Source organism: Janthinobacterium sp. HH102, assembly GCF_001758625.2.
Classification (GTDB): Bacteria; Pseudomonadota; Gammaproteobacteria; order Burkholderiales; family Burkholderiaceae_D; genus Janthinobacterium.
In genome coordinates, this window is the sequence record NZ_CP062062.1 from 1286070 (window position 1) to 1307013 (window position 20944).

Below are 20944 nucleotides of genomic sequence, written 5' to 3' on the forward strand. Positions count from 1 at the left end.
CCCCACATCACTGCAATGGAATGCGCATGCCGCTCGCCGACGTTGTTATCGCCCCCACCGACCCTTTTTCCGCCGTCACCCACGCGGCACCGTATGGCTACTATCGCCGCCTGGCGGAAGGCCCGCCGCTGCGTTTCGAGGCGTCGCTCGATTGCTGGCTGGCAACGGGCGCGGCCGGCGTGCGGGCCGTGCTCGAGCATCCCGCTTGCCGCGTGCGCCCGCCGGGGCAGGCCGTGCCGCTCAACCTGGCAGGCACGCCGTGCGGCGCCATCTTTGCCGAACTGGTGCGCATGAACGACGGCGAGCGGCATGCCGTGCCGAAACAGGTGCTGGCGCGCGCGCTGGGCCAGGTGGACCTGGCTCGCCTGCACGGACGGGTGATGCAGTTTGCCGGCGACCGCGTTCCCGGCAGCGCCGCGCAGCTGAACGAGGCGATTTTTGAGCTGCCCCTGTTCGCCATGGCGGACTTGCTGGGCTTTGCGCCAGCGCAATGGCCGGCGCTGGCCGCCTGGACGCGCGACTTTGTCGCCTGTTTGTCGCCGCTGAGCAATGGAGAACAACTGGCCGGCGCGCAGCAAGCGGCCGACGCCTTGCTGCACGGTTTTACCGTATTGCTGCGCGAGGCGGATGCCTTGCCCGGCAGCTTGCTGCACGACATCGTGAGCGGGGCGGATGCCGTCGGCTGGCAGGCGTCTGGCGGCGTGCTGGCCAACCTTGTGGGCTTGCTGTCGCAGACGTGTGACGCCACGGCAGGTCTGCTGGGCAATGCCACGGTCGCTTTGTGCACGCAGCCGCAGTTGTTCGCGCAACTGCGCGCCGCACCCCAGCGATGGCCGGCTTTGCTGCGCGAGGTCAGCCGGCATGACCCCGCCATCCATAACACGCGCCGCTACACGGCCGATGCCGTGGAATTGCCCGGCGTGTGCATACCGGCCGGGCAGACGATCGTCGTCGTGCTGGCCAGCGCCGGCCAGGCGGAGTCGGGTTTTGGCCATGGCCGCCACGCCTGTCCGGGCCAGTCCATCGCACAGACGATTGCCACGGCATGCCTGCAGGCATGGGCCGACGGGCTGGAAGACATGCCGCTGGCCTGGTCGTACCGGCCTTCGCTGAACGCCCGCATCCCCGTCTTCAGCAATGGAGAAATAGCATGATTGCCGTGATTTTCGAAGTCTGGCCCAGCGCCGAAGGACGCCAGCAGTATCTGGACCTGGCCGCCGCGCTGCGTCCCTTGCTCGCTGAAGTCGATGGATTCATTTCCATCGAGCGCTTCAGCAGCCTGAGCGAGCCTGGCAAACTGCTGTCGCTGTCTTTCTTTCGCGACGAAGCGGCACTGGCGCAGTGGCGGCAGCTGGAAGCGCACCGCGCGGCGCAATCGGCGGGCAGGCACGGTGTGTTCGACGACTACCGGTTGCGCATCGCCGGCGTGGTGCGCGATTACGGCATGCTGGAGCGCCAGCAGGCGCCTGCCGACAGCCAGCGCCGCCACGGTATTTAGCGGGGCAGCGCGCCCTGCGTAATCTTGACCTTGACCCGGTAGGTGGGCGCGGCCGCGTCCAGGGCGGGCGGCGTGGCCGGGTCGACGTCGAGCAGGGTGAACGTCAGGTGGTTGACGGTCACGGAGCTGGCGGCGCCGGGCATGGACTCGGACAAGACGATGTCGGTGGCGCCCGCGCTGTTGAGCAAACTGAAACTGTAGCTGACGTAGCCTTTCCACACGCACACGGCGCCCTTGCGGCAGCGGCTGTCGTTGACGCGCTCGAGTTTCAGGGTATCGGTGGCCGTGATGGCGACCTGTTCGCCCGGCGAGAGCACGTGGGTGACGCTGCGCGGCGTGTTTTCCGCGTCGCCGGCGCTGCCAGCCGCGCCGCAGCCCGCCAGCACGGCCAGGCAGGCGATGAACAGGGGTAACAACCACGTTCGGTACGATTGATGTAGATAGTGCATGTTTTTCCTTTCAGGTGGAGCGTCCCGGCCGGCGTGGCGTCCACGCGTGGGATGAAAATGATAATAACAAAATGATATTTTTCTGGCGCACTATTGGCGCGCTGCCGATGAATTGACGCGTCGGCCACGCGGCGCGCCGATTACTGCGTAGAATGGCTGTTTTGAAAATCAGGAAACAACCATGAAAAAAACCGACCTGGCCAAAAGCGATGCCAAGAAACTGATGGGAAAGATGAATGTTCCCGGCGCCGGTGCATTCGGTAAGGAAGCGGTGGTCGTCGACCGCCGCGAGCAGCGCAAGCGCGATCAGGCGCTGGGCCTGGTGCCGTTCGCCGTCAAGCTGAACAGCGATCTGGTGTTGCAATTGCAGACCCTGGCCAAGGAGCGCGGCGTGGATCTGAATGAATTGGTCGCCGAGCTGATCACCAAGGGCTTGGCTGCAGCATAAGGGCTGACAATGTTTATCTGTTGATAAATATCATTTATAAAACTAAAAGGCGCCTTGCGGCGCCTTTTGCATTGCGGCATTGCTTTCGATTACACGTAGGCCGCCAGGGCGCCCTTCATTTTCTTCAGCGCCGCCACTTCGATCTGGCGGATGCGCTCGGCCGATACGCCGAACTCTTCCGCCAGCGCGTGCAGCGTGGCACCGGAGCCGTCGTCGTTGGCCAGCCAGCGCGCTTCGATGATGCGGCGCGAACGGGCGTCCAGCTTCGACAAGGCCGTTTCCAGACCTTCCGATTGCAGGCGCGTCACTTGTTCCGCTTCCAGCACCTTGGTCGGCTCGCTTTGCTCCGACGACAGGTAGGCGATCGGCGAAAACTTGTCGTCTTCATCGTCGGTCGGCGATTCCAGCGCGATGTCGCGGCCGCTCAAGCGCGTTTCCATTTCGATCACTTCTTCGCGCTTCACGTCGAGCAGCTTGGCCAGCGCATCGATCTGCTTCGGCGTCATCGCATCGAGGCCCGTCTTGTGGCTGCGCAGATTGAAGAACAGCTTGCGCTGTGCCTTCGTCGTCGCGACCTTGACCAGGCGCCAGTTTTTCAGGATGTACTCATGCATCTCGGCTTTCACCCAGTGCATGGCGTACGACACCAGGCGCACGCCCTGGTCCGGATCGAAACGTTTCACGGCTTTCATCAAGCCGATATTGCCTTCCTGAATCAGGTCGGCATGCGGCAAGCCATAGCCCAGATAGCCGCGGGCAATCGAGACCACCAGGCGCAGGTGCGACAGCACCAGCTCTTGCGCGGCGGCCAGGTCATTTTTTTCGCGCAGGCGTTTCGCCAGCGAAATTTCTTCGTCGTGGGTCAACATGGGCAGACGGTTCACGGCCGAAATATAGGCGTCGATATTGCCCAGATTGCCAGTGAACCCGAGGCCCAGCGCATTACTTTTGGTCGGAACCAATGCGGATGTTGCGGACATCATAGTCATGTTTTCTCCCTCGTAGTCTTGCTTTGTTCCAGTTGGCCACATCACACGACGTGGCCCGATTGTCTGTTCTGTTTTGCGTATTCGGTCTTGCACTTTGCAGATCGCGGCACCATCTTCATCTGGCGTCCATGGCGGTTCTGCTGTTGGTATGTCCCTATATTAGCACTCTCTGCCTGAGAGTGCCAATCAGCACATTTAATCGTTCTGATAGCCTAAATGCTATGGTGATTTAATGCTTGATATATATCTCTGAACAGCGCGAGATAGCGCTTTACGACAACATGGCCAGTCTACGGCCTCTGGCTGAAGCGAGCCTTAAGAATACTTGCTAAATATCAAGATAACAGCAGATGGGGATGGCGAGGCGCATGGCGGCGCCAGGAGCGCCGCCATGGAAAGGAAGGTCAGTTCAGGCGCGCCAGGTGGCGCTGTACGCAGAGGAAGGCGCCGATCAGGCCGAGGCCGGCGCTGACGGCCAGCAAGCCTGCCATCGGCAGCGGCGCCAGCGGCACCAGCTGGAATTCGGACGCATACAGGCGTGCAAACTCGGCAATCGCGGTATTGAGCGGCTGCAAGGCCAGCGCCACGGCGCCCAGCGCCAGCGCACCGGCGCACAGGCCCAGCAGGGCGCCCGTGTAATAGAAGGGGCGGTGGATGAAAGTGTCGGTGGCGCCGATCAGTTTCGAGATGCTGATTTCATCGCGCTGCTGCATCACTTGCAGGCGGATGGTATTGAAGACCACGGCGATGACGGCCACGCCCAGGGTGATGGCCAGCAGCAGCAGCACCAGGCGCAGCACGCCCAGCAGGGCCGCCAGACGCTTGACCCAGGCCGAATCGACTTGCGCCGATTCCACGCCCGGCAGGTGGCGCAACTGTTCCGCCACGGCATCGACATCCTGCGCTTCGCTGGCGCTGCTGAAGGCGTCGAGTTTCAGCACATAGCTGTCGGGCAGGGGATTGTCGCCCAGGGTGCTCAGTACGTCGGCCAGGCCGTTCTTGTTCTTCAGCGTATCGAGCGCCTGTTCGCGCGGGATGAAGACGATCTTCGCCTTTTGCTCGCCGACGATCTTGCGCATGGCGCTGGCCAGGGCCACGGCTTGTTCGCGCGGCGTGTCGATCTTCAGGAAGACGCTGATTTCCGGGTCGACGGACATTTGCTCCGACATGGGGCGCACATTGTCGAGCATGGTCAAGCCGGCGAACGGCAGCGACAGGGCGATGGCGACGACGAGCACGTTCAACAGGAAGCCGCCTGGCGACTTGCGCAAGTGAATCAGCGCCGAACCGAGCGCGAAGCGGTGTTGACGGAACCAGCCTCTCATGCCTGTTCTCCCTGCGCGTCGTCCTGGTCGGGAGCGGGCGCAAAGTCGGGATCGGGCGGGGCGAAGACGGGCGCCTGCGTGGCCTTGTCGATGGCGACCAGCTGGCCGTTCTTCAGGTGGATCACGCGGGCGGCGGCGTCGAGCATCTGTTCGTCATGGCTGGAAATGAGGCAAGTCACGCCCACCGAGTGGAATGCTTTGAGGGCGTCGAGCACCTTGTTGGCGCTGGCGCGGTCCAGGTTGGCCGTCGGTTCGTCGGCCAGGATGATCTGCGGCCGGTTGACGATGGCGCGCGCGATCGATACGCGCTGCTGCTCGCCGCCCGACAGCGACAGCGGACGCGCCATGGCGCGGTCCAGCAATCCCACCTTGTCGAGCGCGGCGCGCGCGCGCTGCTCGGCGGCAACTTTATGCGCGCCGACGACGAGCAGCGGCAGCATGACGTTGGCCAGGATGGAGCGGTCGTTCAGCAGTTTTTGTTGCTGGAAGATCAGGCCCATGTTACGGCGCAAAAACGGCACGCCGGCCGGCTTGATCTTCGCCATGTCTTGGCCATTGACGATCAGCTTGCCCGACGTGGGGCGTTCCATGGCGGCGATCATTTTCAGCAAGGTGGACTTGCCGGCGCCGGACGGGCCGGCCAGGAAGACCAGCTCGCCCTTGGCAATACTGAGCGAAATGTCGCTGAGCGCCACGGCGTCGGGGGAGTATTGCTTGGAGACGTGCTGAAATTCAATCATGTATAGGCTTATCCGAGCAGCGCTTCGACAAATTCGGCAGCCACGAAGGGCTGCAAGTCTTCAATTTTCTCACCGATGCCGATGAAATACACGGGCACGGGGCGCACGCGGGCAATCGCCGCCAGAACCCCGCCCTTGGCGGTACCGTCCAGCTTGGTGATCACCAGGCCGCTCAACTGCAGGGCATCGTCGAAGGCCTTCACTTGCGTGAGGGCGTTCTGACCCGTGTTGCCGTCGATGACGAGCAGGGTTTCATGCGGCGCGCCCTCCATGCCCTTGCCGATCACGCGCTTGATTTTCTTCAATTCTTCCATCAAGTGCAACTGGGTCGGCAGGCGGCCGGCCGTGTCGACCATGACCACGTCGATGCCGCGCGCCTTCGCCGATTGCACGGAGTCGTAGGCCACGGCGGCCGGGTCGCCCGATTCTTGCGAAATCACGGTAACGTTGTTGCGCTCGCCCCAGACCATCAACTGCTCGCGCGCGGCGGCGCGGAAGGTGTCGCCCGCGGCCAGCAGCACGGACTGGTTGTTCGACTGCATGTGCTTGGCCAGCTTGCCGATGGTGGTGGTCTTGCCGGCGCCATTGACGCCGGAAATCATCATCACCAGCGGCTTGTGGCGGCCCAGCTCGAAGCGCTTTTCCAGCGGGCTCAGGAGCTCGATCAGCAGCACTTTCAGCGCGGCCTTGACGGCGGCTGCGTCGAGCAGCTTGTCTTCCTTGACCTTTTTCTTCAATTCCGTGAGCAGGAATTCGGTGGCGTCGATGCCGGCGTCGGACATCAGCAGCGCCGCTTCCAGCTCTTCGTACAGGGCGTCGTCGATCTTCGCGCCGACGAACAGCACGGACAAGGTGTTCGAGGTTTTCGACAGGCCCGCCTTCAGGCGCGTCATCCACGATTTTTTCTCGGGTTCGGCGGCCACGACCACGGGCACGAGCTCGGCCGGCGCGCCGCTCAGGGGCGTAGCGGCTGGCTGCGGTGCGGGCGGCGTGGCGGGAAGGACGAGGGGCTCGGCTGGTGTGGCCTCGGGAGCGATGGGTTTTTTCTTGAAGAAACTAAACATGGATGTGTGGTGGCGGGTGCTGACCTAAGGCCCGGCGGCGCCGGACACTGTGTTACGGGCTATTCTACCAGAGCGCGCCCGGCCCTTCATGCTTTACTGTTCGATTGGCAACATTGCGTGCCTATCCACGGAGATCGCCGCAGTTGCCGCGCTTTTCAACGGGTTCAATGCGTTTGCAGGGCCAGCGCCTGGTGGCGGCGGCGCCAGTCGGCGATGCTTTCGTCGACTTGCCGCAAGTCCAGCACATGCAGGAAAGAAGGGGGCTGCTTGTACAGCACGGGACTGCGTCCCCCTGCCCACAATTCCATGCTTGGCGGCAAGTTCGCATGCAGTTGCTGCAGGCTGTCGCGCGTCTGCCGCTGCTTGCTGGCGCTGGAAAACGACAGCGCCACGATATCGGCCCGCTGCGCGCGCGCGGCCGCGACGATGTCCGTCAGCGGCGTTTCCACTCCCAGCGACATGCAATGGGCGCCGGCCGCCGCGCACAGCGCCTCGGCCATCAGCAGCCCCAGGCCATGACGCTCCTGCGGCAAGGTACTGAGCACGATGCGTGGCGTGCGCGTCGATGGGCTGCTTGCCTGCGGCAGGGAAAAGATGGCGTGGCGCATCACCGTTTGCAAGGTTTCGCTATACAGATGCTCTTCATACACGGCCAGGTCGCCGCAAGCCCACGCCTCGCCCACCATGCCCGTCAGGGGGGCGATCACGTCGATGGTGAACGCTTTCAAGCCCAGCACGGCCAGCGCCTGGCGCAGGGCGTCCCCCAGTTCCGCCATCTGGTGGCCGTGGCACAGCGACAGGTAGTGTTCGAGCTGCGGAGGCGGCGTTGACGGCGCCGCACTGCCGGCGCTGGCCAGCTGCTGCAGTTGCACGGTGCTGTGCTGCATGATTTTTCCCGGACGAAAGCCGAGGTCCAGCAGGCGCTTGACCATGCGCAACTTCTGCACTTGCTCGGCCGGGTAGCTGCGCTCGCCAAAGGCGTCGCGCTGAGGCTGGGGAAAAGCGTAGCGGCGCTCCCAGACACGCAAGGTTTCCTTGGCCAGCCCGGTATCGCGCTCGACATCGCTGATGCTGAAGGCGGAAGTAGGTTGCAGGTCAGTATCCATACCAGGGGCTTGCTCGCATGCCAAAAAGAACGTGGAGTGCATTTTACGCCTTCCGCCGCCCCGGACCAAATAGCTGAATCCGATTGGAAATTGCCGACGTATAAGTTGTGGAACGGCCGAGGGCGCTCATTGACATAAATCAATATTTCATCGATTATCCATGAGGCTCGTTTTGTCCAGGACAAACTTAATACAGGTGTACTCATGAAAATTGCCGTCGTCGGAGCAGGAATTGCAGGTTTGTCGTGTGCCTATCGCCTGGCGCAGGCGGGCCAGGACGTGACCTTGTACGAGGCGGGCGACTATTTTGGCGGCCACAGCCATACGGTCGATGTCACGCTCGATGGCGTCACGCATGGCGTCGACACGGGTTTCCTCGTGTTTAACCACGCCACCTATCCGAACCTGGTGCAACTGTTTGACGAACTCGGTGTCGAGGCGGCCGACAGCGACATGTCGTTTTCCGTGAAGATGCCGCTGGGCACCTCGTCCGATGCCCGCGTGCTGGAATGGGCGGGCGCCAATTTCGATACCGTGTTCACGCAGCGCAGCAATCTGTTGCGCCCCGCCTTCCTGCGCATGCTGCGCGATATCGTGCGCTTCAACCGCCAGGCCAGCGCCCTGGCCATGGCCAGCGTGCCGGCGCCGGCCATGTCGCTCGGCGAGTTCCTTGATCTGCACAATTATGGCGACGAGTTCCGTCACTGGTATCTGTTGCCCATGGCCGCCTGCATCTGGTCGTGCCCGGCGCGCCAGATGCTGGCCTTTCCCTTGGCCACCTTCATCCGTTTCTGCCACAACCACGGCTTGCTGCAAGTGAGCAACCGGCCGCAATGGCGTACGGTGCGCGGCGGTGCGCGCGTGTACGTGGAAAAACTGCTGGCAGGCATTGCGCAGCAGCGCCTGGCGTGTCCCGTGCTGGCCGTGCGGCGCCAGGGGCACAACGGCGCACGCATGGTCGAGCTGCATACGGCGGCCGGCGTCGAGCATGCCGATCACGTGGTACTCGCTTGCCACAGCGACCAGTCGCTGGCCCTGCTGGCGGACATCCGTGACGACGAGCGCTCCGTGCTTGAAGCCGTGCGCTACCAGCCGAACCGGGCCGTGCTGCATACGGATGCGTCTTGCCTGCCGCAGCGCCGCCGCGCCTGGTCGGCCTGGAATTACCAGGGCCGGCCGGCCGCGCAGGAGGGCGAATCGCCGCAGGTATGCGTGCACTATTTGCTGAACCAGCTGCAGCCGCTGCCGTTTACGACACCCGTCATCGTCTCGCTCAATCCGCTCGACGAGCCGGACCCGGCCAAGGTCATCGACGCGTTTTCGTATGCCCACCCCGTGTTCGATGGCGCGGCCATTGCGGCCCAGGCGCGCCTGGCCGGTTTCCAGGGCGCGCAGCACACGTGGTTTGCGGGCGCCTGGACGGGCTATGGTTTCCATGAAGACGGTTTGAAGTCGGGCCTTGCCGTGGCGCAAATACTCAATGGCATGGCGGCGGCGGAGCTCGGCCATGCCGCGTAATTCATCGCCGTCCGTGCCGCCGCAGCCCCAGCTGTGTCTGGGGCGGGTGCGGCATGCGCGGCTGCGTCCGCGCGCGCATGCTTTCAGTTACGGCATGTTTTATCTGCGCCTGCCCTTGCGCAGCCTGGGCGCGCACGATTTTCCTGCCCGCTTGATCTCGCGCAACGGCGCCAATGTGCTGTCCTTCCGCGACAGCGACCATGGCGATGGCACGACGCCGCTGCTGGAGTGGATCGATGGCTTGCTGCGCCAGCAAGGCGTGCTTGACGCGGGCGGCGAAATCTGGCTGCAAACCATGCCGCGCATGTTCGGCTATGTTTTCAATCCCGTCAGCTTCTGGTTTTGCCACCGTACGGATGGCGCCTTGCGCGCCGTGGTCTGCGACGTGCGCAATACCTTCGGCGAGCGCCACCTGTACCTGCTCGAGCAGGGCGGGCCCATCGCGTATGGCAGCGAATTGCAGGCCAGAAAAATTTTCCACGTGTCGCCATTTTGCAAGGTGGAAGGGCATTACCGCTTCCGTTTCCTGCGCAACAGTGAAGAGGATGGCGAGCGCCACCTGGCCCGGGTCGATTATGACGACCTTGACGGTCCTGTTTTGCAGACGAGCTTGTCCGGTACGGCGCAGACGCTGCGCGATGGCGCCATCGCCTGGGCTCTGCTGCGCTACCCGCTGATGACGTTCGGCGTGATGGCGCGCATCCATTGGCAAGCCTTGCGCCTGTGGCTGCGCCGCGTGCCGTTTTTCAGCAAACCCCACCCTCCACAAGAAAAGGTGTCCCGATGAGCTCCGACTCCCTGCCGACCGGCCTGCATGCGCGCAGCAGCGCGTGTCCCGCGCACTTGCCCGACCACACGCACCTGGATATGCCCGCTTCCGGGCGCATGATCGTGCGCCTGCTGCAAAAATTACAATATGGCGCCCTGCGTCTGCGCACGCCGGATGGCAGCATCTTGCTGTACGGCGACGGCAGCCACCCCGTCACCCTGGACTTGCACAACTGGCGCCTGTGTTCCGCCGTGTTGCGCTCGGGCGATATCGGCTTTGCGGAAACGTTTATCGCCGGCGACTGGCGCACGGACAATTTGCCGGGCTTGATCGAGCTGATGATACGCAACCGCGCGCAGATCGAGTCCTTGATCTATGGCAACTGGTGGGGCAACCTGGTCTACAAGCTGCGGCATTTGCTCAACCGCAATTCGCGCGCCGGCAGCAAGAAGAATATCCACGCCCATTACGATATCGGCAATGCCTTTTATCAGTTGTGGCTGGATCCGTCGATGACGTATTCGAGTGCGCTGTTTGCCGAAGGCGCCAGCCTGGAGCAGGCGCAAGGGGCGAAATACCGGCGCATCGCCGATCAGCTGCAACTGCGGCCAGGCGCCAAGGTGCTGGAAATCGGCTGCGGCTGGGGCGGCTTTGCGGAAACGGCAGCGCGCGATTACGGCGCCCACGTGACGGGCCTGACCTTGTCGACCGAACAGCTGGCGTATGCGCGCCAGCGCCTGCAAGACGCGGGGCTGGCAGGGCAGGCCGACTTGCAGCTGTGCGATTACCGCGACAGCGCCGGCCAGTACGACGCCATCGCCTCGATCGAGATGTTCGAAGCCGTGGGGCAAAGCTACTGGCCAAGTTACTTTGCCTGCGTGGCCCGCAACCTGAGGCCGGGCGGCCGCGCCTGCATCCAGACCATCGTCATCGCCGACGACTTGTTCGAGCGCTACAGCAAGAGCACGGATTTCATTCAACAGTATATTTTTCCTGGCGGCATGCTGCCGTCGCCGGCCGAGTTCCGCCGCGCCGCCGAGGCGCGGGGCTTGCGCGTGGAAGACGCCTTCCGCTTTGGCCTCGATTACGCGCAAACCCTGCGCCAGTGGCGCGCCAGCTTCCTGGCCCAGCGCACGGCGCTGGAAAAGCAGGGTTTCGATGGCCGTTTCCTGCTGACCTGGGAGTTTTACCTCGCGTATTGCGAGGCCGCCTTCCAGGCGCACAACACGGATGTAATGCAATTTACTCTGGTGAAGGACTGACCATGCGCCGCTTGCTTGCCACTGTTGTGCTGTCATTGGCCATGTTGGGCGCCGCGGCCGCGCCGCCTGTCTTTGTCGCTGCCGACGTGCCCGAGGCCCGGCTGGCGGGGGAGGGCGAATACACGTGGTTCGGCATGCGTATTTATCGGGCACAACTGTGGGTAGGACCGCAGGGCTACCAGGGCGCGGCGTCCGAAACGGCGCCGTTTGCGCTGGAATTGCGCTACGCACGTTCGCTCGATGGCAAGAAGATCGCCGAAGCCAGTTATGAACAGATGCAGAAAATCGGCGCCGGCACGCCGGAGCAGCGCCTGGCCTGGCTGTTCACCATGCAGCGCATCTTTCCTGACGTCAAAGAGGAGCAGCGTATCGCGGGCGTCTACCGGGCCGGCATCGCGCCCGGCGTGCGCTTTTATCTCGATGGCAAGGTGCTGGCCGACGTGAGCGATGGCGATTTCGCGCGCGCGTTTTTTGCCATCTGGCTCTCGCCGTCGACCACGGCACCCAAGCTGCGCGCGGCCTTGCTGCAGAATGCGGCGCCGCTGCCATGAACGCCGGGGCCAGCGTGTTGAGCTTGCCGGCCTTGTTCAGCTACGGCCTGTTCGGCTTGCCGCTGGCCATGCTGGCGCTGCCCATCTATATCTATGTGGCGCCGTTTTATGCGCAGCGCAGCAGTCTTGATCTGGCGCAGATCGGCGCCGTGCTACTCGCGGCGCGCATCGCCGCCGCCTTCATCGATCCGGCCCTGGGCGCCTGGATGGCGCGTGGCGGGCGCAGTTATGCCATGCTTGTCGGCGCCGCGCTGCCCTTGCTGCTGCTGGGCTTTGGCGCGCTGTTCCATCCACCGCCGATGCCGCAAGAGGTTACCCTGGCCTGGTTCCTGGCAGCCTTGCTGCTCGTCTACACGGCCTATGGCCTGGCCGGCATCGCGCACCAGAGCTGGGGCGCGGCGCTCACCCAGGCGTCCACGCAGCGGGCGCGGGTGGCGGCCGTGCGCGAAGGCTGCGGCTTGCTGGGCGTGATCCTGGCGGCCGGGCTGACTTCCGTGCTCGGCTATGACGGCTTGTCGCTGGCCTTTGCCGTCTGCTTGCTGGCGGCGGGGGCGCTGCTGCTGGCGCACGCCCCGCGTCCGGCCTTGCGCAGCGCCGGGGAAACGTTACCCGGCAATGGCTGGAAGCTGCCGTTTCGCCAGCGCGCGTTCCGCTGGCTGTTCTCTGTTTTGCTCGTCAATGGCGTGGCGGCCGCCATTCCCGCCACCCTGTTCCTGTTCTTTGCCGGCGACTACTTGCGCCTGGGCCATTACGCGGGGCCGTTCCTGATCGTCTATTTTTGCGCGGCGGCCGCCTCGATGCCCGTGTGGGTGGCCCTGGCGCGCCGCTTTGGCGAGGCGCGCGCCTGGGGCGGCGCCATGCTGCTGGCCGCGACCGTGTTTGTCTGGGCATATGGCCTGGGCGCGGGCGCCGCCTGGGGCTTTGCCGCCATCTGCCTGCTGTCGGGCCTGGCGCTGGGCGCCGACCTGGCCTTGCCGCCGGCCCTGCTGGCAGGGTTGATCGGCACGGCCGGCCATGCCGGGCGGCACGAAGCGGCATATTTCGGCTGGTGGAACTGGGGCGTGCAAATGAGCCTGGCGCTGGCGGCCGGCATCGCCTTGCCCCTGCTGGCCTGGCTCGGCTATGTGCCTGGCAACAGCAGCGGCGGTTTGCCGGCCCTGGCTGCCGCCTACGCCTTGCTGCCCTGCGCCTTGAAACTGCTGGCGGCGCTGCTGCTGTGGCGCGCGCCGCTACAACATATATATAGTGAACCCGGGGAGTACCGACCATGTACCTGATGAAATGCTGCCGGCGCGGCATGACGGCCGCCGCCTTGCTGCTGGCGCTGGCCGCCTGTTCCACGCCGCCCACGCCCGCCACTTACGCGCAGGAAACACCCAAGCTGGACCTGCAACAGTACTTCAACGGCACGCTCGACGCCCACGGCATCTTCCAGGACCGCTCCGGCAAGGTCGTGAAACGCTTCACCGTCGTGATGCGGGCCAGTTGGGCGGGCGAGACGGGTACCCTGGACGAGGATTTCACGTATTCGGACGGCAGCCGCCAACGGCGCATATGGACCTTGCGCAAGACGGCGCCCGGGCGCTTCATCGGCACGGCGCCCGACGTGATCGGCGAGGCCGTCGGCGAAGTGGCCGGCAATGCCTTGCGCTGGCAATACGTGCTGGCGCTGCCCGTCGATGGCACGGTCTACCACGTCGACTTCGAGGATTGGATGTTCCTGATGGATGACAAGGTCATGCTGAACCGCGCCGCCATGAGCAAGTTCGGCTTCAGCCTGGGCGCCGTCACTTTATCGTTCAGCAAACGTCCGCAGGCGGCCCCATGAATCGCAAGATCACCAGCTGGGCCGGCAAGCACGTGTGGATCATCGGCGCTTCCAGCGGCATCGGCGCCGCCTGCGCCACCCTGCTGCTGGAGCAGGGCGCCAGCGTGGCCTTGTCGGCGCGTCACCGCGCCAGCCTCGAGCAGTTGTGCGAGGGGCAGCCGCTGGCGCAGGCATTGCCGCTCGATATCACCCAGCACGCGCAGCTGCGGGCCGTCTGCGTAGAGTTGCAGCGGCAGTGGACGCATATCGACCTGATACTGGTGGTCGCTGGTGGTTATCAGGCCATGCGCGCCGATAGCTTCGACCTTGAGGCGGCGCAGGGCTTGCTGGCCCTGAATGTGGGCGGCGTCTTCAATTGCCTGGAGCAGGCCTTGCCGTGGCTGTTGCGCCAGGGCAGCGGCGGCATCGGCATCGTCGCCTCGGTGGCCGGCTATGGCGGCTTGCCCAAGGCGCTCGCATATGGCGCCAGCAAGGCCGCGCTGATCAATCTGACGGAGTCGCTGTATCTGGACCTGCATCCACGCGGGATTGATGTATATCAAATCAACCCCGGTTTTGTCGCCACGCCTTTGACGGCGGACAACGATTTCACCATGCCGGCCCTGATGACGGCGCAGGACGCGGCCGCCGCCATGCTCGATGGCATCGAGCGGGGGCAGTTTCACATCCACTTTCCCAAACGCTTTACCAATACCCTGCGCCTGGCGCGGCTGTTGCCGTACCGCGCCTATTTCTGGCTGATCCGCAAGGTGACGGGCGTATGAGCACAAGCATGCTGGACACGGAAGGCGTGGAACAGGCGCTGGCGCGTCTGGTGGCATTTTACGAGCACCTGAGCCTGGAAAGCCTGGCCCAGCTGGGGGCCGTGTACGCGCCGGACGCCCATTTCAAGGACCCGTTCAACGAGGTGAAGGGGCATGCCGCCATTCTGGCTATCTTCGAGCACATGTTCGTGCAGGTTGATGCGCCCCGGTTTGTCGTGCTGGAAAGCCTGGGGCAGGGGCAACAAGCCTTTCTGACCTGGGAGTTTCGCTTCCGCATGAAACGACTGGTATCTGGCGAACAATGCATACGCGGCGCCACACATGTGCGCTTCGATGCGCAGGGACGGGTGCTCGTGCACCGCGATTATTGGGATGCGGCGGAAGAGTTGTATGAAAAACTGCCGTTGCTGGGCTCTTTCATGCGCCTGCTCCGGCGCGCAAGCCAGCGTTAAAGCTTGTTTCTCTATGCTTTTAAGAAAAAAATGCAAAAAAGAGAAAGTAAAGATGTGAAATGGGGCCGCTGAAAACTTGATTTCGGTCAAAGTGTCGTTTTTTAGACACAAAAATATCAAAATATTGAGAAGGCAACATTGTAAGAAATTGTTTCAAGTGATGCGCAATTTGCAAGCAAGAGTCGTACTCATCCGTTCCAATCGGATGGTGGAAGCGTGGTCTGAAAAACATGGAAAACATTTCTATGTGAGCAATTTAAATTACCGGAAAGTCAGTAATTTTGTTGATACTCTGCCTATTTTTTTGACGCGTGCGCCGACGTCGAAAATAGCGCCTACGCCCCTGAATAATGCGGCAACGCACCAAAAATGGGCGCATGCATTCCCGTTTTTGGGCATTCGGCAGCAAACATTGCCGATGCCGTGTATGCTTCGTCCCGTTTATCCATTATCGCCTGACAAATTGTGCGCTTTGTCGCGTAAATCTTGGAGGGCAAATGAGGGGTAAAGCATGTTGACGTTTTAATCACTCGCCTGATACTGTTGCACTAATACAACGGGTGTCGACTAGGCATGCGCTATGATGGAATGGTCAATCAGGCCAATGCATTGGTTGGCAAGGGGCACTGGCTCTGTCGCGTAGTACGGTTGGCGATGGTCGGGATGCCTGAAAAAGCCCCCGGCCTGGTACCGGAAGTAACATGTTGGAACTTGATGGAATGTGAAACGGTCGTTATAGTGCCGCTTCCGGTGCCGTTTGAGCACCGAACCGGCGCACGAATAACGGTCGTTATGCAGCCTTCAAGCTTATCGGTGCAATAGCGTGCCGATACCGATATGAATGTTCCTCTGACCGGAACAGCAATGTGGCAGGTGGAGACCTTGCCCTCACTCATAAAAAGCGCTCTGCTAGAGCGCAGCTCGAGATGCATAGGCTGTATTACTTTTTGCTTCAAAAATTAAAGGAAATCGCAATGAAAAAAACTCTGATCACCCTGGCAGTTCTGGCAGCAGCCACTGGCGTAGCCCAAGCTCAATCGAGCGTTGTTATCTACGGTACCGTTGACGCTGGTTTCGTCAGCGAGCGCGGCGGTGTTAACGGCAACGTTAACAAACTGGACAGCGGCATTGCTTCGGCTTCCCGTATCGGCTTCAAAGGCACCGAAGATCTGGGCAGCGGCCTGTCGGCACTGTTCGTTCTGGAATCGGGCTTCGGCGTTGACAACGGTCAACAAGACGTTGCAGGCAGCTTGTTCAACCGTCAAGCTTACGTTGGTCTGAGCAGCAAAACGACCGGTACCCTGACCCTGGGTCGTCAATACACCCCTTGGTACAACACCCTGTCGAAAGTTGCTGATCCATTCGCAGCTGGCTACGCTGGTTCCGCTAAGAACCTGTTCCCATCGAACACCCGCACCAGCAACACCGTGCTGTACACCTCGCCAAACTTCAACGGCTTTGACGCTGACGTGGCTTACACCTTCGGCGAGCAAGCTGAGTCGAACAAAATCGGCCGCAAAATCGGCGCGTCGGCTGGCTACTCGAACGGTCCTTTGAACGCTCGTATCGCTTACAACAACACCAGCAACGACACCGCAACGACCGAAACCGGTAGCGGCCGTAACTGGTTGGCTGCAGCTAACTACGACTTCGCAGTTGCTAAAGCTTACATCGCATACGGCGCAAACAAAGGCCAAAACAGCGCCATCCGCAACAACGGCAATGTTAACGCGTTTAACTACACTTCGGCTGGCTACAGCACCGACAGCAACAACATCCTGGTCGGCGCAACCGTACCTGTTGGCCCAGCTGGCACCGTAATGGCTTCGTTCATCCGCACGAACGACAAAACCGCTGCTAACGCTGATGCTGATCAATGGGCACTGGGCTACTCGTACGCTCTGTCGAAGCGCACCAGCACCTACGCTTCGTACGCTAAAATCAAGAACAAAAACAACGCTGGCTACACCGTTGGTAACAACAGCAATGTTGGTACGGGCGACAAAGCCTTCAACGTTGGCGTTCGTCACTCGTTCTAATATTCGCGCAAGCGAAGCTTAGTACCGCTGCAGCCATCCCTCCGGGGATGGCTGCCAGCAAAGAAACGCGTCTCCAGGCTAGTCCTGGCGGCGCGTTTTTGCATTGGCGGCGCCAGTTATAATGGCGCCGTTACCCAAGTAAAGGAATGCCATGTATTCATTCACCTCGCCGCGCCTGGCCGCCATGCTGGCCGCGCTGCTGTTCGCTGGCGCCACGGGCGCCGCTGTTGCCGCCGTCAAGGGCAAGAAGCCGGCCGGACTGGAGCGCTATGGCGTGGCCGTCTATTCGGACCTGTGCCTGCAAAAGGATAGCGGCGAAATCGGCGGCCAGCGCGTCACCCTGCACCGCTTTGCCGAGGCCGATTCCGTCATCTATGAATTCACGGCAGGCGCCCTGAGCTGGCCTATCGTGGCCAACGACGTCAACCTGGACGCCGCCACGGGCGCTTTCGACTTCACCATCGCCGGCGCCGACAGCGAGGAACGCACCATCGTCGGCAAGTTTTCCAAAGACGGGCAGACCCTGACCCTGGAAGGTGATTATTGCGGCGGCAACGTGCGCATGCCGATGAAACTGAGCCGCGTGCGCGATTTCGGCCGTCCCCTGAAAAACTGCACGCCATGCCCGTCGGTACCGGAAGCGCCGGCCGAGGCGGCGCCGGCCCAGGAAAGCGCGCCAGCGCCTGCCGCCTGAGTTATTGTGACTTGCGCATGAAAAAGGCCCGGTATCGACCGGGCCTTTGTTATTTCTCGCCTTGCAAGGGGCTTATTTGGCCGCCTGCGCCTTTTCCGCATTCGCGCGGATCGTCGCCAGTGTCGCGTTCGGCGTGATCAGGTTGCCGTCGTAGCGCAGTTCGATCAGGGCCGGCAAGTTGTGCGCCCTGGCGTGTGCCAGCGCCCGCTGCAGGGCAGGGGCGAACTCTTCCGTCGTATTCACCACTTCGCCATGCGCGCCATACGCCTGCGCCAGCGCCGCAAAATCGGGGTTGTGCAGGGTCGTGCCCGACACGCGGCCCGGGTAATCGCGTTCCTGGTGCATGCGGATGGTGCCGAACATCTGGTTATTGAAGACGATGATGACGACGCCCGCCTGGTATTGGACGGCCGTGGCCAGTTCCTGGCCATTCATCATGTATTCGCCATCGCCGGCGAAGGTGATGACGGTGCGCTCCGGGTGCACGATCTTCGCCGCCACGCCCGACGGCACGCCGTAGCCCATGGCGCCGTTCGTCGGCGCCAGCTGCGTGCGCATGCCGCCGTAGCGATAAAAACGGTGCGCCCACGAGGCGTAATTGCCGGCGCCGTTCGTCACGATGGTGTCGGCCGGCACCTGCGCCATGATTTCCTGCGTCACCTGCCACAGGTCCAGCGGCGCCTGGCCATCGCGGAAGATGGGCGGCTGCTCCTGGTAGGCGGCCAGCTCGGCCTTCGCTTCCGCGGGCGTATGTTTCCAGGCGGAAGCATCGACGGGGGCCATGGTGGCCAGCATGGCGCACACTTGCGGCATGCCGCTGTTGATCATCAGCTCGGCCTGGTAGACGCTGCCCAGCTCCTCGGCGTCCGTATGGATGTGCACCAGGTGCTGGCGCGGCACGGGCGAGTCGAACAGGGTGTAGCCGCCCGTCGTCATTTCTCCCAGGCGCGGGCCGATGGCGATGACCAGGTCGGCATTTTTTACGCGCGCGGCCAGTTTCGGGTTGATGCCGATGCCGACGTCGCCGATGTAGTTCGGGTGTGCATTGTCGAGCAAGTCCTGGAAGCGGAAGGCGCAGGCGACGGGCAGGTGGTTGCTTTCCGCGAACTGCTGCAGGTCGGCGCACGCTTGCGGCGTCCAGGTGGTGCCGCCGAGCAAGACCAGCGGCTGCTTCGCCGTCGCCAGCATGGCGCGCAGCTGCTGCAGCTGGGCGTCGGACGGCGCCGCCTGCACGCTCCGGTAGGCGCGCGTGTCGGCGACAGTCGCCATGGAAATGAGCATGTCTTCCGGCAGGGCCAGCACGACGGGGCCGGGACGCCCGCTGGTGGCGACCTGGAAGGCGCGCGCCAGGTATTCGGGGATGCGCTCGGCGCGGTCGATCTGCGCCACCCACTTGGCCATCTGGCCGTACATGCGGCGGTAGTCGATTTCCTGGAACGCTTCGCGGTCGACGAAATCGTTGCCCACCTGGCCGATGAACAGGATCATCGGGGTAGAGTCCTGGTAAGCCGTGTGCACGCCGATCGAGGCGTTGGTGGCGCCCGGACCGCGCGTGACGAAACAGATGCCCGGCTTGCCCGTCAGCTTGCCGTAGGCTTCGGCCATGAAGGCGGCGCCGCCTTCCTGGCGGTTGATGATGAAGCGGATGCCCGAGTCGTGCAGGGCGTCGAGCACGTCGAGGTAGCTTTCGCCAGGCACGCCAAAAGCGGTGTCGACACCGTGGATCTGCAGGGCATCGACCAGGATCTGGCCGCCGGTACGGGGTTGTTGCGTCATGTTCGGCTCTTTATATTCTAGTTGGGTGGCAAAGAAATGGGGCAAGCGGTGTGCATGCACCTGCATGCAGGCGGCTTGCCCCATTCATTCTATGTGAGCCGATTTGGCCCGGCTTTTGAAATGGCGACACCGAATTACACAATCCCCCGGGCCGGAGCCCGACGCGGGGCCCGGCGAGCGGTATTGTTCCCGCACAGGCCTTTTTGCAGAAACATGCTGCGGCGCGGTACAATGGCGGGTGAAGCAGGCCAGACAGTCGCTGGCCGGCGCAGCAATGCGCTGGCGGGAGGAAGGTCCGGACTCCATAGAGCGGGGTGACGGTTAACGGCCGTCCGTCGAAAGCCGCAAGGTATAAGGCGAGGAATAGGGCCACAGAGACGAGCGTATTAAGTTACGGTGAAACGCGGTAACCTCCACCTGGTGCAATTTCAAATAGGCACGCGATGATGCTGCTCGCGGAGCGTGCGGGTAGAAAGCTTGAGCGCCCGAGTAATCTGGCGCCTAGAGGAATGACTGTCATAGCGCCGACCTGCAAGGGAAGGCGCCGTAACAAAATCCGGCCTATCGGCCTGCTTCACTTGAATTCCTGCTCCCTGGCTTGCCGGGGAGTATCTTGGTCACCGCAGTTTGCATGCTGCGCATCAAGCAAAAGCCCCCGCAACGGGGCTTTTTTTGTTTCTAAAAATAGTGCAGCGAAGATAAAGTTGTATATACAACTAAAGATGAACAATTGGTTAAAGTTTCTTGGTTCTAATTAATTGCTGCAGTGCAAAAATAATTTTCCCGTGTCAGGCCAGGCCCGGAAAACAGGGCAGGTATGCGCCATGGGCAAGTGTTTTTTGCTTTAAACCAAGTCTTTCTCTGCCGCTGCTGGCCGTTGTGCCTGCATGACGAAAGTATTGTCATGTGTCAACTAACTGTAAAAAATTCAATTTTTTGATTTCGTTTTTTTCGATGTTTACGGTAGGAAAACACATGTGTGCAGATGAGGTAGCACATTCACTATCTTTCATAAGTATCTAATTTATCGATATATTTTTATTTGAGACTCCTTCAACGATCTGCGCTAAGTCCTTAATTTCATTAATAAAATTCCTGTTTTGCCAATCGGAAACCGCTTGACCACTATCTTTGCTTCCTCTAAAGTGGGCAACTGTGTGAAAAAGTGTGTTTTTGTGGGAAATTTTCCCTTTCCATCGCGATGCGCAAGCGTTGCAAGCCAAGCTCAAAAAAAGGTCTTCCGTGTTTCAAGGCGCGTCCGCAATCAATCTCGATGCCAAAGGCAGGATGTCTATCCCTGCCAAGCACCGTGACGCGCTGGCGATTCAATGCGAAGGCCGTCTGACGCTGACCAAACACCCCGATGGCTGCCTGCTGTTTTTCCCCCGTCCCGTGTGGGAAAGCCACCGCCAGCAAATCGCCGCCTGGCCCATGTCGGCGCGCGCCTGGCAGCGCATCTTCCTCGGCAACGCCGTCGACGTCGAGCTGGACTCGGCGGGCCGCGTGCTGATCTCGCCTGAATTGCGCAATGCCGTCGGGCTGGCGCGCGAAGTGATGATGATCGGTATGGGCAGTCACTTTGAAATATGGGATGCCGCCAAATTGGCCGACAAAGAACAGCAGGCGATCGATGCCGGCACCCCCGATGTACTTTCCAATTTTTCTTTCTAAG

21 protein-coding genes and 1 other RNA gene are annotated in these 20944 nt (G+C 62.0%); 15 read left to right on the forward strand and 7 right to left on the reverse strand.

The genetic code is table 11. The features are described 5' to 3' along the window. Positions 1-26 precede the first annotated feature (26 nt). Both JAB4_RS05865 and JAB4_RS05870 read left to right on the forward strand, forming a co-directional pair. Positions 27-1154: a cytochrome P450 gene (locus tag JAB4_RS05865; protein ID WP_070222840.1), complete on the forward strand. Its 1128-nt coding sequence runs from the start codon at positions 27-29 to the stop codon at positions 1152-1154. Further along, positions 1151-1498: an antibiotic biosynthesis monooxygenase gene (locus tag JAB4_RS05870; protein WP_070222526.1), complete on the forward strand. Its 348-nt coding sequence runs from the start codon at positions 1151-1153 to the stop codon at positions 1496-1498. The genes JAB4_RS05865 and JAB4_RS05870 overlap by 4 nt, the downstream gene beginning before the upstream one ends. Here the strand turns inward: JAB4_RS05870 and JAB4_RS05875 are convergent. After that, a complete protein-coding gene (locus JAB4_RS05875) occupies positions 1495-1947 on the reverse strand; it encodes a hypothetical protein (RefSeq protein ID WP_070222524.1) in 453 nt (150 codons plus the stop codon). The genes JAB4_RS05870 and JAB4_RS05875 overlap by 4 nt on opposite strands. A 181-nt stretch (positions 1948-2128) precedes the next feature. Here JAB4_RS05875 and JAB4_RS05880 point away from each other — a divergent pair, with 181 nt between their 5' ends. Beyond that, a complete protein-coding gene (locus tag JAB4_RS05880; protein WP_070222522.1) occupies positions 2129-2395 on the forward strand; it encodes a hypothetical protein in 267 nt (88 codons plus the stop codon). Between the two features lie 89 nt (positions 2396-2484). Here JAB4_RS05880 and rpoH read toward each other — a convergent pair whose 3' ends face one another. The 5 genes from rpoH to JAB4_RS05905 form a co-directional block, all read right to left on the reverse strand. Then, complete coding sequence (rpoH, locus tag JAB4_RS05885; RefSeq protein ID WP_170932923.1) at positions 2485-3384, reverse strand: RNA polymerase sigma factor RpoH; 900 nt, start codon at positions 3382-3384, stop codon at positions 2485-2487. Between the two features lie 404 nt (positions 3385-3788). After that, positions 3789-4709 (reverse strand): permease-like cell division protein FtsX, encoded by a 921-nt coding sequence (gene ftsX, locus JAB4_RS05890; RefSeq protein WP_070222518.1) that lies wholly within the window; start codon positions 4707-4709, stop codon positions 3789-3791. Further along, positions 4706-5449 carry an ATP-binding cassette domain-containing protein gene (locus tag JAB4_RS05895; protein ID WP_070222516.1) on the reverse strand — a complete coding sequence of 248 codons (744 nt, stop codon included), beginning with the start codon at positions 5447-5449 and terminating at the stop codon, positions 4706-4708. The genes ftsX and JAB4_RS05895 overlap by 4 nt, the downstream gene beginning before the upstream one ends. Positions 5450-5457: 8 nt before the next feature. Beyond that, positions 5458-6513, reverse strand: a complete 1056-nt coding sequence (gene ftsY / locus JAB4_RS05900) for a signal recognition particle-docking protein FtsY (RefSeq protein WP_070222514.1) — start codon at positions 6511-6513, stop codon at positions 5458-5460. Positions 6514-6677: 164 nt separating this feature from the next. Next, the gene (locus JAB4_RS05905) at positions 6678-7619 is read right to left on the reverse strand and encodes a MerR family transcriptional regulator (RefSeq protein WP_070222512.1); all 942 of its coding nucleotides are present in this window, start codon (positions 7617-7619) and stop codon (positions 6678-6680) included. 204 nt (positions 7620-7823) lie between these two features. Between JAB4_RS05905 and JAB4_RS05910 the strand changes: the two genes are divergently transcribed. The 10 genes from JAB4_RS05910 to JAB4_RS05955 all read left to right on the forward strand — a co-directional run bounded on the left by JAB4_RS05910 (position 7824) and on the right by JAB4_RS05955 (position 17496). Further along, entirely contained in the window at positions 7824-9137 is a 1314-nt protein-coding gene (locus tag JAB4_RS05910) for an FAD-dependent oxidoreductase (RefSeq protein ID WP_070222510.1), read from the forward strand. Further along, positions 9127-9924, forward strand: a complete 798-nt coding sequence (locus JAB4_RS05915) for a DUF1365 domain-containing protein (protein ID WP_070222508.1) — start codon at positions 9127-9129, stop codon at positions 9922-9924. Before JAB4_RS05910 ends, JAB4_RS05915 begins: the two co-directional genes overlap by 11 nt. Positions 9925-10004: 80 nt before the next feature. Continuing rightward, positions 10005-11168 (forward strand): cyclopropane-fatty-acyl-phospholipid synthase family protein, encoded by a 1164-nt coding sequence (locus tag JAB4_RS05920; RefSeq protein WP_083287245.1) that lies wholly within the window; start codon positions 10005-10007, stop codon positions 11166-11168. A gap of 2 nt (positions 11169-11170) precedes the next feature. After that, complete coding sequence (locus tag JAB4_RS05925) at positions 11171-11719, forward strand: chalcone isomerase family protein (protein ID WP_070222506.1); 549 nt, start codon at positions 11171-11173, stop codon at positions 11717-11719. Beyond that, positions 11716-12996, forward strand: a complete 1281-nt coding sequence (locus JAB4_RS05930) for an MFS transporter (protein ID WP_070222505.1) — start codon at positions 11716-11718, stop codon at positions 12994-12996. The genes JAB4_RS05925 and JAB4_RS05930 overlap by 4 nt, the downstream gene beginning before the upstream one ends. Beyond that, a complete protein-coding gene (locus JAB4_RS05935) occupies positions 12987-13547 on the forward strand; it encodes a DUF3833 domain-containing protein (protein ID WP_139143699.1) in 561 nt (186 codons plus the stop codon). The genes JAB4_RS05930 and JAB4_RS05935 overlap by 10 nt, the downstream gene beginning before the upstream one ends. Further along, positions 13544-14311 (forward strand): SDR family NAD(P)-dependent oxidoreductase, encoded by a 768-nt coding sequence (locus tag JAB4_RS05940; RefSeq protein ID WP_070222504.1) that lies wholly within the window; start codon positions 13544-13546, stop codon positions 14309-14311. The genes JAB4_RS05935 and JAB4_RS05940 overlap by 4 nt, the downstream gene beginning before the upstream one ends. After that, positions 14308-14763 carry a nuclear transport factor 2 family protein gene (locus tag JAB4_RS05945; RefSeq protein WP_070222503.1) on the forward strand — a complete coding sequence of 152 codons (456 nt, stop codon included), beginning with the start codon at positions 14308-14310 and terminating at the stop codon, positions 14761-14763. Before JAB4_RS05940 ends, JAB4_RS05945 begins: the two co-directional genes overlap by 4 nt. Before the next feature lie 974 nt (positions 14764-15737). Further along, a complete protein-coding gene (locus JAB4_RS05950; RefSeq protein ID WP_070222502.1) occupies positions 15738-16802 on the forward strand; it encodes a porin in 1065 nt (354 codons plus the stop codon). Between the two features lie 151 nt (positions 16803-16953). Further along, a complete protein-coding gene (locus JAB4_RS05955) occupies positions 16954-17496 on the forward strand; it encodes a hypothetical protein (RefSeq protein WP_070222501.1) in 543 nt (180 codons plus the stop codon). Between the two features lie 72 nt (positions 17497-17568). Here the strand turns inward: JAB4_RS05955 and JAB4_RS05960 are convergent, their stop codons facing one another. Further along, positions 17569-19272 carry a thiamine pyrophosphate-binding protein gene (locus tag JAB4_RS05960; protein WP_070222836.1) on the reverse strand — a complete coding sequence of 568 codons (1704 nt, stop codon included), beginning with the start codon at positions 19270-19272 and terminating at the stop codon, positions 17569-17571. A gap of 240 nt (positions 19273-19512) precedes the next feature. Here JAB4_RS05960 and rnpB point away from each other — a divergent pair. Next, an RNA gene (gene rnpB / locus JAB4_RS05965) (RNase P RNA component class A) lies at positions 19513-19852 on the forward strand. A 662-nt stretch (positions 19853-20514) separates the two neighbouring features. Further along, the gene (gene mraZ / locus JAB4_RS05970) at positions 20515-20943 is read left to right on the forward strand and encodes a division/cell wall cluster transcriptional repressor MraZ (RefSeq protein WP_034748899.1); all 429 of its coding nucleotides are present in this window, start codon (positions 20515-20517) and stop codon (positions 20941-20943) included. Position 20944 lies beyond the last annotated feature (1 nt).